General features: G+C 75.9%; 12 protein-coding genes. 4 read left to right on the top strand and 8 right to left on the bottom strand.

Annotated features, from left to right (window positions below; all coding sequences use genetic code 11):
• Nucleotides 1–6: 6 nt before the first annotated feature.
• Nucleotides 7–1725 carry an AMP-binding protein gene (locus OG994_RS08220; protein WP_328852721.1) on the bottom strand — a complete coding sequence of 573 codons (1719 nt, stop codon included), beginning with the start codon at nucleotides 1723–1725 and terminating at the stop codon, nucleotides 7–9.
• Between the two features lie 91 nt (nucleotides 1726–1816).
• On the opposite strand from OG994_RS08220, the gene OG994_RS08215 reads away from it, so the two are divergent.
• Together OG994_RS08215 and OG994_RS08210 are read left to right on the top strand one after the other, a co-directional pair.
• Nucleotides 1817–2968: an acyl-CoA dehydrogenase family protein gene (locus OG994_RS08215; RefSeq protein WP_328852720.1), complete on the top strand. Its 1152-nt coding sequence runs from the start codon at nucleotides 1817–1819 to the stop codon at nucleotides 2966–2968.
• 89 nt (nucleotides 2969–3057) lie between these two features.
• Complete coding sequence (locus tag OG994_RS08210; RefSeq protein ID WP_328852719.1) at nucleotides 3058–3612, top strand: putative immunity protein; 555 nt, start codon at nucleotides 3058–3060, stop codon at nucleotides 3610–3612.
• A 19-nt stretch (nucleotides 3613–3631) separates the two neighbouring features.
• Here the strand turns inward: OG994_RS08210 and OG994_RS08205 are convergent, their stop codons facing one another.
• Nucleotides 3632–5047, bottom strand: coding sequence for an LLM class flavin-dependent oxidoreductase (locus OG994_RS08205; RefSeq protein ID WP_328852718.1), 1416 nt, complete (start codon nucleotides 5045–5047; stop codon nucleotides 3632–3634).
• Between the two features lie 59 nt (nucleotides 5048–5106).
• On the opposite strand from OG994_RS08205, the gene OG994_RS08200 reads away from it, so the two are divergent.
• The gene (locus OG994_RS08200; protein WP_328852717.1) at nucleotides 5107–6216 is read left to right on the top strand and encodes a methyltransferase; all 1110 of its coding nucleotides are present in this window, start codon (nucleotides 5107–5109) and stop codon (nucleotides 6214–6216) included.
• Nucleotides 6217–6227: 11 nt separating this feature from the next.
• Nucleotides 6228–6713 (top strand): VOC family protein, encoded by a 486-nt coding sequence (locus tag OG994_RS08195; RefSeq protein WP_120330758.1) that lies wholly within the window; start codon nucleotides 6228–6230, stop codon nucleotides 6711–6713.
• An 80-nt stretch (nucleotides 6714–6793) separates the two neighbouring features.
• On the opposite strand, the gene OG994_RS08190 is transcribed toward OG994_RS08195, so the two are convergent.
• From OG994_RS08190 to OG994_RS08165, 6 genes are read right to left on the bottom strand one after another with little or no spacing between them, the layout of a single operon-like run.
• The gene (locus OG994_RS08190; protein ID WP_328852716.1) at nucleotides 6794–8485 is read right to left on the bottom strand and encodes a carbamoyltransferase family protein; all 1692 of its coding nucleotides are present in this window, start codon (nucleotides 8483–8485) and stop codon (nucleotides 6794–6796) included.
• A gap of 28 nt (nucleotides 8486–8513) precedes the next feature.
• Nucleotides 8514–9017 (bottom strand): (2Fe-2S)-binding protein, encoded by a 504-nt coding sequence (locus tag OG994_RS08185; RefSeq protein ID WP_120330756.1) that lies wholly within the window; start codon nucleotides 9015–9017, stop codon nucleotides 8514–8516.
• Complete coding sequence (locus OG994_RS08180; protein WP_328852715.1) at nucleotides 9014–9823, bottom strand: FAD binding domain-containing protein; 810 nt, start codon at nucleotides 9821–9823, stop codon at nucleotides 9014–9016. The genes OG994_RS08185 and OG994_RS08180 overlap by 4 nt, the downstream gene beginning before the upstream one ends.
• 11 nt (nucleotides 9824–9834) lie before the next feature.
• Nucleotides 9835–10611 carry a thioesterase II family protein gene (locus OG994_RS08175; RefSeq protein WP_120330754.1) on the bottom strand — a complete coding sequence of 259 codons (777 nt, stop codon included), beginning with the start codon at nucleotides 10609–10611 and terminating at the stop codon, nucleotides 9835–9837.
• Nucleotides 10608–11840, bottom strand: coding sequence for a Gfo/Idh/MocA family oxidoreductase (locus tag OG994_RS08170; RefSeq protein WP_328852714.1), 1233 nt, complete (start codon nucleotides 11838–11840; stop codon nucleotides 10608–10610). The genes OG994_RS08175 and OG994_RS08170 overlap by 4 nt, the downstream gene beginning before the upstream one ends.
• Nucleotides 11837–12937 (bottom strand): saccharopine dehydrogenase NADP-binding domain-containing protein, encoded by a 1101-nt coding sequence (locus OG994_RS08165; protein WP_328852713.1) that lies wholly within the window; start codon nucleotides 12935–12937, stop codon nucleotides 11837–11839. The genes OG994_RS08170 and OG994_RS08165 overlap by 4 nt, the downstream gene beginning before the upstream one ends.
• Nucleotide 12938 lies beyond the last annotated feature (1 nt).

Below are 12938 nucleotides of genomic sequence, written 5' to 3'. Positions count from 1 at the left end.
GTCGCTTCAGGACGCCGTCGTGGTCTGCTCGGTCTGGTTCCGCTGCCCGGCCGTGGTGACCACGGTGCCGGGCAACCGGTCGTCGACGAACGCCTGCCAGAGCTGGCGTCGCTTGGGTTTGCCGCTGGAGGTGCGGGGGATCGTGCCGCGCGGCGCGTCCACGATGACCACCTGCGCGCCCTCCGCCCGCCGGCGCAGCTCCCGCTCGGCCTGGGCCAGCCATTCCGGTCGGGCCTGCTCGAACACGGCCACGACGGTCGCCGTGCCGGCCCGGTGGCCCAGCAGCGCGGCCATCCGCTGGGCCGGCACGCCCGGCCGGCCCAGGGCCCATTCGAGGTCCTCGGCGAACACCGCCCGACCCCGGACCTTCATGCTGTCGCCCAGCCGGCCGAGCACGTGCAGCTGGCCCTCGTGCAGGAAGCCGGCGTCGGCGGTGCGCAGCACGCCGCCGCCGAGCGCGGTCTGGGAGGCCGAGTCGGCCTCGTTGACGTACCCCTGGGCGACGGACGGGCCGCGCACCTCGATCTCGCCGACCACGCCGTCGGGCACCGGCTCGCCGGACTCGTCGACGATGCGCACCCGCACGCCGGCCAGCGGCCGGCCGCAGCCCACCACCGGGTACGCGTCGGCGCCCGCGGCGGGCTCGCCGTCGTCGGCCACGGCCCGGGCGCCCGGGCGCAGCCGGTCCGGCCGCAGGTCGACGCTGCGGTACAGCTCGTCCAGCGGCAGGCCGGTGACGGCCAGGGTCGCCTCGGCGAGCCCGTACGCGGGCAGCAGCGCCCGCGGGTCGAAGCCGTGCGGGGCGAGCAGCGCGCTGAACCGGCGCAGCGCCTCGACGTCGATGCGTTCGGCGCCGACGATCACCGCGCGCCAGGCGGAGAAGTCCAGCCCCGCCAGGGCCTCCGGGCGCACCCGGCGGGCGATGTACTCCAGGCCGAAGTTCGGCATCGACGTCAGCCGCGCCCCGCGCTCGCCGAAGCAGCGCAGGTAGCGGCCGGGGTTGCGGACGAACTCCTCGGGCGGCATCAGCCACAGGTCGCTGGTGTTGACCACGGGGGTGACGAGGCAGCCGATGAGCCCCATGTCGTGGTGCACGGGCAGCCAGGACGCGGTCGGGTCGTCCGGGGTCATGGCCAGCCACTGCCGGATCGCCGCGACGTTGGCGGCGAGCGCCGTGTGCGGCACCCGCACCCCCCGGGCGCGGCCGCTGGAACCCGATGTGAACTGGAGCAGGGCGAGGGGGCCGGGCGTGACGTCCGCGGCCCGGGCACCGCCGCCGGCCTCGACCAGCTCGTCGGCGCGGAGCACCGGGCGGACACCGGCCGCCGTGGCCAGCGGCTCGATGGCCGCGGTCAGCGCGGCGGCGCAGACGACCACCCGGGGAGCGGCGGCGCGCAGCAGGCCGCGCACGTGGTCGCCGTAGACCTCGCGGTCCTGGAACGCCAGCGGCGGGGCGATCGGCGAGGGCGCCGCGCCGGCGGCCATCGCGGCGAACAGCGTGGCCACGAAGTCGGGGCCGGCCGGCTCGACGATCGAGACGACGTCGCCCGGCACGACACCCACCGCCCGCAGACCGGCCAGGATCGTGCGGGTGCGGTCGGCCAGTTCGGCGTACGACAGGAAGGTCCAGTCGTCGCCGGCGGCGGCGAAGTGGACGCCCCGGTCCCGCCGGGGCCGCTCCAGCCAGTCCAGCAGCGGCGAACCCGACCCCGCGCGTGCGCTCATCGGCCCGTCACCTCCTCCCCAGTACGTCTATCCGAGATTGATAGCAGATACAAGGCTAAACAAGATACGAGTGAGACGATAGAGTGCAGTCGTGACCAGTACGCTGCCCCGGGTCGACGGACTGCTCCCCACGCTCGCCGAACGGGCACCGGAGATAGACCGGGCCGGCCGCGTCCCCGACGACCTCATCGCCGACCTCACCGGGGCGGGATGCCTGCGGATGCTGGTGCCGGCGGCGTACGGCGGCGCCGACCTGCCGCTGGCCGAGGCGCTGCGGGTCATCGAGCAGCTGTCCACGGCGGACGCCTCCACCGGCTGGCTGGTCGGCCAGGTCGGCCTGGCGCACCTGCTGTTCGCCTGCTTCCCCGAGGCCGCCCGGAACGAGATCTACGCCGACGGCCCGGACGTGCTCGGCGCCGGCGCGGTCGCGCCGAAGGGCCGGGCGGCCCCGGACGGCGCCGGCGGCTGGCGGGTCAACGGCCAGTGGCCGTTCGTCACGGGAAGCCCCCAGGCGAGCTGGATCTACCTGAACTGCATCGTGCTGGACGGGCGCACCCCCCGCACCCTGCCCAACGGCGCGCCGCTGACCCGCATGGTGCTCTTCCCCGCGGCCGAGCTGCAGCAGCTCGACACGTGGCAGGTGCTCGGCCTGCGCGGCACCGCGAGCCAGGACGTGCGCGCGGTGAACCTGACCTGCCCGGAGCACCGGGGGTTCAGCCTGGTCGGCGACGGCGACGACGTGCGCCGCACCGTGTTCCGGATCGCCCAGGCAGGGCTGCTCATCGCCGCCGTCGACATCGGCATCGCACAGGGCGCCGTGCAGGACGCCGCGGACCAGGCGGCGGCCGGCCGCCGCCGGACGTTCAGCACCCGCGCGCTCGCCGACTCCCCCGTCTTCCACGACCGCCTCGGGGAGGCCCACGTGGCGCTGCGGGCGGCCCGGGCGCTGCTGTACCGGGAGGCCGAGAACGCCTGGGAGACCGCGCGGCGGGGCGAGGTGCTCAGCCCGCTGGACCGGGCCTGCCTGCGGGCCACGGCCACGCAGGTCACGGCCACCGCGCACCAGGCGGTGCAGACGGCGTACGCGCTGGCGGGCGCGTCGACCGTCTTCGACTCGTCGTCGTTGCAGCGGCGGCTGCGCGACATCAACACCGCGACCCAGCACTTCGTCAACGGCCGGGACAGCTACGCCACGGTGGGTGCTCTGCTGGCCGGCGCGCAGGTCGACACCACGATGTTCTGACCGGCGCGTCGCGTGAGGGTTCCGCCCCGCGCTCGCGCGCGTACCCGCGGAAAAGTCTCCACCGAGGGTTCAACGATACGGTCGAGGGCATGACGGCCGCCGACCGCACGATCGACCTCAGCACCGCGGAGCTGCGCGCGGTCACCGCCTACGCCCTCGCCTGCGCGGAGCCCGCTCTGTCGATCTTCGAGCGGGACTGCCCCGGCGACCCGCGCCCGCGCGCCGCGCTCGACGAGGCGCGCCGGTTCGCCGCCGGGGGCCGCCGGACGAAGGAGCTGCGGGTCACCGCGCTGGCGGCGCACCGGGCGGCGCGGGCGGCCCAGGAGCTGCGACGGGACGCCGCGGCCGACGCCGCGCGGGCCGCCGGTCACGCGGCGGCCGCCGCGTACCTGCACCCGCTGGCCCAGGCCACCCAGGTCCGGCACATCCTGGGCTCGGCCGCGCACGCCGCGCGGGCGGCCGAACTCGACGCGGGCGACGACCGCGTGGGAGCCGAGCACGTCGAGCGGGCGCGCCGGCTGGCCGGGCCCGTCGTGGTCGGCGTCCTGGCACGCTACCCGGGCGCCCCACCCGGTGGTGGCCGCGCGGGCGAGCTGCTGCGCGAACTGGACGCCGCGGTGCGCCGGCTCGCGACCGGCCGATGACCGTGTCGCGGGCGCCGGGTCAGGCGCGGGCGGCGGCCGGTTCGCCCGTCGCGGTCGCCGCGGCGACGGCCTCCGGGTCCAGCGCCGGCACCCGGGGCGGCACGGGCGCTCCCGCCCCGAAGTAGCGCTCGCGCAGCGTCCGCTCCGCCGGGTCGTACGCGGTGCGGAACAGCCCGCGCCGCTGCAACTCCGGCACCAGCAGGTCACAGATGTCGTCGATGCCCTGCGTGGTCGGGCAGGGGATCAGGTTGAACCCGTCGACGTCGGCCACCTCGCACCACTCCTCCATCCGGTCGGCGACCTGCTCGACCGTGCCGAACAGGGTCACCGGCGCGTTGGTGCGCGGCCGGCGGGCGGTGGCCACCAGGTAGCGCACGTCGCCGACGGTCCAGGTCCGCTCGGGGCCGAGCCGGCGCAGGAACCCCACGAAGCTGTGGCTGCCCTGCCCGGCGATCTCCGCGACCGGCGTCTCGTCCGGGTAGGCGGCGAGGTCGACGTCCATCCAGCCGCACCACTTGGCGAGCTGCCCCTCGCCGCTCCAGAGCGCCACGTACTCCTCGGCGCGGCGGCGGGCCTCCTCGCGGGTCGGGGCGACCATCACCATGCTGCCCTGCAACGCCTTCACCGAACGCGGGTCCCGGCCGTGCGCGGCCACCAGGGACCGCAGCCGGGCGACCTGCGGGGCGCCGCTGGCCGGATCCGCCATCGTGAGGAAGACGACCTCCGCGTGCCGGGCCGCGAAGGTCATCCCCCGCCCGGAGGCGCCGGCCTGGTAGAGCACCGGCGTGCGCTGGGGGGACGGCTCACACTGGTGCGGCCCCCGGACGGAGAACCAGCGCCCCTCGTGGCCGATCTCGTGCACCCGGTCCGGGTCGGTGAAGACGTTGGCCGCCGCGTCGCGGACGACCGCGTCGTCGTCCCAGCTCTCCTCCCACAGGCGGCGTGCCACCTCGACGTACTCGTCGGCGCGGTCGTACCGCTCGTCGTGGTCGAGGTACTCCCCCAGGCCGTTGGCGGACGCCGACCGCAGATACGAGGTGACGATGTTCCAGGCCACCCGGCCGCCGGTGAGGTGGTCCAGCGAGCTGAACACGCGGGCGCACTCGTAGGGGGCGTGGTACGTCGTCGAGTAGGTGACGGCCAGGCCCAGCCGGGTCGTGGTGGCGGCGATGGCGGGCAGCACCAGCAGCGGGTCGACCGACGGGATCTGCACGGCGTGCCGGACGGCCGCGCGCCAGGAGCCCTGGTAGACGTCGTAGGTGCCGTGCACGTCGGCGAAGAAGAGGGCGTCCAGGCAGGCCGCCTCCAGCCGGCGGCCCAGCTCGACCCAGTAGCCGAGGTCCCGGTAGCCGGTGGCGCTGCGGTCGCGGGGATGCCGCCAGAACCCCTTGAACTGCGGTGACGGTGAGCACTGGGTGAACAGATTCAGATGCACGTATCAAGCATCTCGCATGGTATCTGGTATCGCAACGGTGGAACCGATACGGTGACCTCATGTCCGCGACGCCTCGGATCGACCTCGCGTCGGTCACCCGACTCACCGAACTCGCCGACTACATCGTCCCGTTCACCATCCGGGTCATGTGTGACCTCGCGGTCGCCGACCACCTGGTCGACGGCCCACTGCCGGTCGACGTCCTGGCGCGGCGGGTCGGCGCCCACCCGGGCGCGCTGACCCGCGGGCTGCGCGCACTGGCCGGGCGGGGCATCTTCACCGAGGTCGAGCCCGAGGTGTTCGGGCTGACCCCGCTGGCCGAGCCGCTGCGCAGCGACCACCCGTTCTCCGTACGCGAGTGCTTCCCGCTCATGCCACCGGACATCTACTCCTGGGCGCGGCTGACGCACAGCCTGCGCACCGGTGAGACGGCGTTCGGGCACGTGCACGGGGGCGCGCACTACTACGACCACTTCGCGAAGCACCCCTACGAGTGCGTACGGTTCGAGAAGTCGGCGGAGAGCGTCAACCCGTTCGTGCTGCGTACCGTGCTGCCGGTCCTCGACCTCGCCGCGGCCCGGACGCTGGTCGACGTCGGCGCCGGGCACGGCACGTTCGTCGCGGGCCTGCTGGCCCGCCACCCCCGGCTGCGCGCCACCCTCGTCGACCTGCCGCACGTCGTCGCCGAGGCGCCGGCCGTGCTGGAACGGGCCGGGGTGGCCGACCGGTGCGAGACGCGGGGCGGATCCTTCTTCGACCCGCTGCCCGCCGGCGCCGACGTGTACCTGCTCAAGACGATCATCCACGACTGGCCGGACGACAAGGCCGCCCGGATCCTGCGCAACGTCCGCGCCGCCGCCCGGCCCGACAGCCGCGTCGTCATCATCGAGTCGGTGAGCCGCTTCGGCAACCACGACGACACCGGCAAGGTGATGGACGTCAAGGCGCTCGCCCTGTTCGGCGGGCGGACCCGCACCGAGGACGAGTTCCGCGGCCTGCTCGGCGAGGCCGGTTTCCAGCTGCTGCGGGTCACGCCGACCTCCTCGATGTCCGTGCTCGAGGCCGTTCCCGCGCCCGTCACCGACGGACACGTCGGGGCCGCCACCGGCGGGGGCCGCCCGGCCGCCGGCGTCCCGGCCGCCCCGACGCCCGCCGGCCGGACGGCCTGAGGAGGCCCGGGATGCCGCGCCTGGACGGCCGCAACCACATCAACCTCACCGTCGTCGACCTGGACCGCAGCACCGATTTCTACCGCGCCGTCTTCGAGATGGTGGTGGTCAACGACGTCACCCCGCCCGGGTCCGGGTTCCGGTTCCGCACCCTGCTGCACCCCGCCTCGTTCGCCTCGGTCGTCCTCGGCAGCGTCGAGGACGCGGCGGCACCGCCCGACGGTGGCGCCGAGCGGTTCGACGAGCGGCGGCCGGGACTGCACCACCTGGCCTACCACGTGCCCGAGCGCGGCGACCTGGACGAGTGGGTCGCCCACCTGGACGCGATCGGCGTCCCGCACTCCGGCATCACCACCTCGAAGCACGAGGCGGGATCGCAGATCTGGCTGCGCGACCCGGACAACATCTGGCTGGAGTTCTACTGGGTCAACCGCGACTTCTTCGTCGACCGGCTCCGGCAGGTGTGGCGCCGCGAGCGGCGGGCCGTGCGGACCTGAGCCGCAACGTGCGCGCCTGAACGGCACGCCGGCGATGCGGGCGGCGGGCGTCCCGGTCCGGGACGCCCGCCGCCCGCACGTCACGCCGGAAGGTCGTCCTCGCTGCGCGCCACCACCGCGTCGCCGAGCACCAGCAGGTCGATCTCCTTGGCCCGGGTGAAGGTGTCCACGGCGTCGGCGGCCGAGTTGACGATCGGGTCGCCGGCCAGGTTGAACGAGGTGTTCACGACCGCCGGCACCCCGGTGAGCTGCCGGAACTGCTCGATGAGCGCCCAGTAGCCCGGGTTCGTGTCGCGGTGCACGGTCTGCGGGCGGGCCGAGCCGTCCACGTGGGTCACCGCCGGGATCCGCAGCCGCGCGTCCGGGCGCACCGACGCGGCGGCCAGCATGAAGCGCGACGGGTCACCCACCGGGCCCTCGATGAGCTCGTGCACGTGCTCGGCGAGGATGCTGGGCGCCACGGGACGCCACATCTCCCGCCCCTTGATGACGTTGAGCCGCTCCAGGCTGCGCCGGTCGCGCGGGTCGGCGAGCAGGCTGCGGGCGCCGAGCGCGCGCTGCCCGATCTCACCCCGGCCGCGGGCCCAGCCGACGATCCGGCCACGGGCGAGCTCACCCGCCACGAACCGGGCCAACTCCTCGTCGCCGAGACGGCGGTACGCCATGCCGGCGCCCGCCGCGGCCGCCTCCCCGGCCTCGGTGGTGATCGGCGGACCCCAGTACGCGTGGTCGATCCGGGTGGGCGCGAACGCCCCGCACTCGCGGGCCGAGACCAGCGCGGCGCCGAGCGACACGCCGGCGTCGGTGGGCACCGGCGGGACGTACACCCGGTCGAACAGTCCACTGCGGACGAGGACGCCGACCATCGTGCAGTTCATCGCCACCCCGCCGGCCAGCGCCAGCACCGGCGTGTCCACCCGGCGGCGCACCTCGGCGGCCAGGGACAGCACGGCCTGCTCCAGCCCCTGCTGGATGGTGGCGGCGAAGTCCGCGTACGCGATCGGCTCCTCGCCGGTGCGCGGCGCGTACGGGAACAGCGTGCCGAACTGCGGCCGGAGCGACTCGGCCACGGCCGGGTAGTAGGCCATGAGGGGGCCGAGGGTGGCGGCCCGCCGGGTGGGCACCTCCGCGGTGGGCGCGCCGCGGACCAGCTCGTACCCGCCCGGCACGGCCCGCACCGGCGCGCCCGGGCCGGGCCGCCCGTACGCGGCCAGCCCCATCAGCTTCCCGGTGCCCCAGTAGCCCAGCCCCGCCCACTCGGCCGCGGCGTTGTAGTAGAAGCCCAGCGACTGGTCGACCGGCCACTCCCGCAGGATGTCGATCTCCCCGTCCGCGTACCGCCCGATGGAGGTCGACTGGCTCTCGCCGGCGCCGTCGACGACCAGGACGGCCGCCTCGTCGCAGTCGCAGCTGAACGCGGCGCTGGCCGCGTGCGCGACGTGGTGCGGCACCCAGCGGACCGCGGGCATGGTGAGGTCCTCGCGGTCGGGGAAGAGCATCGCCCGCAGCCCCTCCGTGGTGAACCGCCGGTTGCGCCCGAGCGGGATGCTCCGGAAGTCCCACCCGATGGCGACCGTGTCCACCTCCTCCGGGCCGATGCCGGCCATGGCCAGGCAGGCGGCGACGGCCTCCGCGGGAGGTTGACCCACCGCGTGCTTGCGCCGGCTCACCCGTTCCTGCTCGACGAGCGCGCAGAGCGCCCCGTCGCGCAGCAGCGCGGCGCTGGAGTCGTGGAAGCCGATGTTCACCCCGAGTACGTAGCGCGCCGACATGGTCGGCCTCCCTTCCGGTGTCTGCCGGTCATCCGGCCTGCCGGGCCGCGTCGAGGGCGAGCACGGCTCGGACGATGTTGTGGTAGCCGGTGCAGCGGCACAGGTTGCCGACGAGCGCCCGCCGGACGTCGTGTTCGGTGAGCGGGCCCGGGTTCTCGTCCAGCAGGCTCACCACCGCGAGCACCATCCCGGGCGTGCAGAAGCCGCACTGCAACGCGTGGTGCTCGCGGAACGCCTCCTGCACCGGGTGCAGCCGGTCGCCGTCGGCGAGCCCCTCCGCGGTGCGGACGTCGGCGCCGTCGGCCTGCGCGGCGAGCAGGGTGCACGACTTCACCGACCGGCCGTCGAGCAGGACGGTGCACGCCCCGCACGAGGAGGTGTCGCAGCCCACCGTGGTGGCGGTCAGCCCCAGTTCCTCGCGCAGCAGGTGCACGAGCAGCGTCCGGGCGGGCACCTGCCGGCTGTCGGCGCGGCCGTTGACGGTGGTGGTGACGGTGACGGCCTCGGTGCCGGGGCGGGCGTCGACGGTCATGGGCGTACCTCCGGGGAGCAGTCGGCCAGGGCCCGGGCCACCAGCACACGGCTGAGGTGCCGCCGGTACGCGGCGGAGGCGCGGACGTCGTCGACCGGGTCGCAGTCCTCGTCGGCGCGGGCCGCCGCGGCGGCGGCACCGGCGCCGTCGGCGAGCGCGGCCTCCACGCCGCGGGCCCGGCGGATGGTCGGTCCCATGCCGGCCAGCGCCACCCGGCCGTCGGCGACCGCGACGGCCACCAGCGACCACTCCAGCGCCGGCCGGGCGAATGTCCGGTAGCTCCACCGGGCGGGCCCGGGCAGCGGTACGCGCACCTCGGTGACGAGTTCGTCGGGGCGGCAGAGCGTCGCGCCGGGCCCGACGGCCAGCTCGGCGGCGGGCACCTCCCGCGTCCCGGCGGTGCTCGCCAGCACCACGGCGGCGTCCAGCGCGACCAGTGCCAGCGGCAGGTCGGCGGCCGGGTCCGCCTGCGCGAGCGCGCCGCCGACGGTGCCGGCGTGCCGGACCTGCGGGTCGCCCACGGCGGCGGCCGCCGTCGCGAGCATCGGGGCGTACCGGTCGACGAGCGGGTCGGTGAGCAGCCGCTGGTAGCGGGTGAGCGCGCCGACCGCGAGGTGGTCGCCCCGGTGCGCCACGTACGACAGCTCGCCGATCCGGCCGAGGTCCAGCAGCGTGTCGACCCGGTCGCGGCGCAGCTTCAGCGCGGGCAGCAGGGACTGCCCACCGGCCAGCGGCCGGAGCAGGTCCCCGTACGCGCGCCGCAGCTCCAGCGCCTCGGCCAGGTCCGCGGCCCGGTGGTAGCGCACGCTCGCCGGGATCACGGGCCGGCCGCCGACCAGGTGGGCACCGGGCTGCGGTGCGTGGCGCGCAGGATGGTCTCGATCAGCTGGTGACGCCGCGGCAGCAGGTAGAAGTGGCCGCCGGGGAACGTGTGCAGCGTGAATTCGCCCCGGGTGCGGCGGGCCCAGGCGCCGGCCTCGTCCTCGGTGACCTCCGGGTCGTCCGCGCCCACGCACGCCAGCACCGGCACGCGCAGCGGCACCGGTGGCCGGGGGCGCCACGTCTCGGCGATCCGGTAGTCGGCGCGCAGGACCGGCAGGGCGATCGCGCGGACGCCCTCGTGCTGCAGCGCCTCCGGGTCGGTGCCGCCGAGGCGGCCGGTCTCGGCCCAGAGCGTGTCGTCGTCGGCGAGGTGCACGCTGGTCGCGCGCAGCCGGTCGGGCGCCGGGCGGCCGGAGACCACGAGCGCCCGCAGCGTGGAGCCGGGTCCGTCCAGCCGGCGGGCCGCCTCGTACGCGACGGACGCGCCGAGGCTGTGCCCGAACAGGACGACGGGAGCGTCGGCCGGCAGCGCGCGGATCGCGGCGGCGGCGCCCTCGGCGAGGGTGGGCAGGTCGGCGGCGAACGGTTCACCCGTGCGGTCCATCCGGCCCGGGTACTGCACGCCGTACACCTCGACGTCGTCGGGCACCTGGCTGGCCCAGGGCCGGTAGAAGGCCGCGTTGCCGCCGGCGTGCGGGAAGCAGACCAGCCGCAGCGCCGGCCAGCGCAGCGGCCGGGGGCAGCGCAGCCAGGTACGCACGGCGGCGGTCACGGGCGTACCCCGATCGGTGCGGCGTCGGCGCGTGCCGCCGGTGCGGCGTCGACCCGGGGCGTCGGCAGCACCGGCTCGGCGGCGTCTGGCGGCGGGACCGCGCGCTCGGCGGCGTCGGCCAGCTCCGCCACGTCGGACGGCACGAGCATCCGCGGCGGTACGGAGTGGACGAGGTCCGGTGGGCCCAGCCGGGCCGTGATGTCCTGCCAGAGCTGGCACAGCGTCAGGTGGTACTGGCCGTGCCGGGCCGGCTTCTCCCCGGCCAGCGCCGCCCGGTAGAGGTTGCCGAGCGCGTGCCCGACCCCGGCCGGCCACACCTCCCGGAACACCGTGCGGTAGCTGGGCGCCGTCGGGTCGTCCAGCGGCTGGGCGCTCGGCACGTCCAGGTGGTCGGGCTCGGCGGCGTCCCCGCCGGCGAAGTGCGGGCGGCCCACACCCCGGTCCTGCACCTGCTGCGGGAAGTCGGGCCGGGGGCTCCAGACCGTGGGGCCGTGGGTGCTCACCAGGGTCAGGTTGCCGGCCTCGGTGCCGATGGTGACCCGGTGCAGCAGGTGCGCGTAGTTGTCGGGGTCGGCCGGGTCCATCTGGTTCTGCACCCGCAGGGTCAGCGGCACGCCCGCGAGCACGCCGTCGAGGCTGCGGAACGGCACGTCCACCCTGGACAGCCGGCGTACCTGCTCGGGCAGCTCGACCGGCGGGGCCAGTCCCCACGGGCGGACGCCGCCGAGGGCCTGGCCGAGGATGTCCAGCAGCGCGTACGCGACCTGGAAGCCGCAGGCCGCGTCGACGTACCGGGCCGGCTGCCGGGCCAGCAGCGCCCGCGCCGCGGCGAGGAACCGGCGCACCGGCGCCGTGTGCACGTAGAACGAGTTGAGGTGGTACACCACGCCCGCCCGGTTCGCGGTGCGCAGGCACTCCACGAGCTCGTCGTGGTGCAGGGGATGCTCCTGGAGCACGTGCATCCCGCGTTCCATCAGCGCCCGGGCCACCTCGCCGCCCGGCCCGCCCAGCAGGCCGCCGCGGATCACCACGCAGGCCAGCCGGACGTCGTCGGGCACCTGCGTCACGTCGGTCCACAACGGCACCCCGTAGTGCCGGGCGCACGCCACCGACCGTTCGCTGCCGGCGGCGAGGATCCCCGCCAGCTCGAACGGGAAGTCGGGCTGGCGGAACGCCTGCAGGTACACCTGGCCGAACTTGGTACCGGCGACCAGCACCCTCGGTCTCACGCCACCCCCTCCTCGATCAGTTCGTGTGCGCCCAGCGGGCCGTCGCCGACGTGCAGCGACGTCACCGCCGGGCTGGCGCGCAGCATCTCCACGGCCCAGCCCGGGTCCACCGCCTCGGCGAGGTGGTGCACCCCGGCCGGCACGTCCCCGGCCGCGACCGCCAGCGCGCCGAGGGCCGCCGCCGCGCCGGTGAGCGCGTTCGCGCCGGTGCCCCGGCAGGCCAGGACCCGGCTGCCCGCCACGCCCGCCACCTCCACGACCAGGAGCTGGTAGCGGGGGCGGCCGAACGCGTCCAGCTCCGCGGCGCGGCACAGCCGCGCGGCCGCCGCCGCGAGGTCCGCGCCCGTGCGGGCCTGCTGCGCGCCCGCGCCGAGCGCCGCCGGCAGCCGGTCACCGGCGAACGCCGAGTACCAGTCGACGTCGGCGAGGCCGAGCCGCCGGGCCAGCCGCTCGGTCTCCGTGCTCAGGTACGGCTGCAGCAGGACCGGCTCGTCGAAGAACGGCACCGGCACGCCCGTGCGGGCGGACAGGGCGCGGCTGCGGCGGGCGCCGTCCCGCCACGCGGCCAGCGGTTCGCCGTACCCGGCGTCGCCGGAGGCGAGGAAGTCCAGGGCGGCGCCCGGCGTGAACGTGTCCCGGCCGCCGACGTAGCCGGTCATCCGGCGGGCTCCCGGCACCTGCCCGGCCAGGTACGCGGGCAGCAGCCCGGACAGGCCCGGCATCATGCCGGCGGAGAGCACCGCGACCCGGTCGGCGGCGCCCGGCAGCGCGGCGACGGCCGCGTGCAGCACGTCGTCGCCGGCCGCGTCGACGTAGCCGGCGCCGGCCCGCATCGCGGCGCGGGCCACCTTGTCGCCGATCGTGGCGGCGGGCCCGGCGCAGTTGACCACGGTGTGGCAGCCGGCGCAGAAGGCGTCGAGGCTCGCCGCGTCGGTGACATCGACGGCGTGGACCTGCACCCGGGGATCGTCGGCCGGCAGCCGCGCCAGGTTCCGGCCGCCGGCCCGTACGGTGTCGACGCTCCAGGCGAGCAGGTGCGCCAGCGCGTGCCGGCCCACACCGCCGCCGGCGCCCACGAGGGCGATCGTCCCGGACACG

Source organism: Micromonospora globbae, assembly GCF_036184225.1.
Taxonomy (GTDB): Bacteria; Actinomycetota; Actinomycetes; order Mycobacteriales; family Micromonosporaceae; genus Micromonospora; species Micromonospora globbae.
This window is presented reverse-complemented; position numbering and strand designations above follow the sequence as displayed.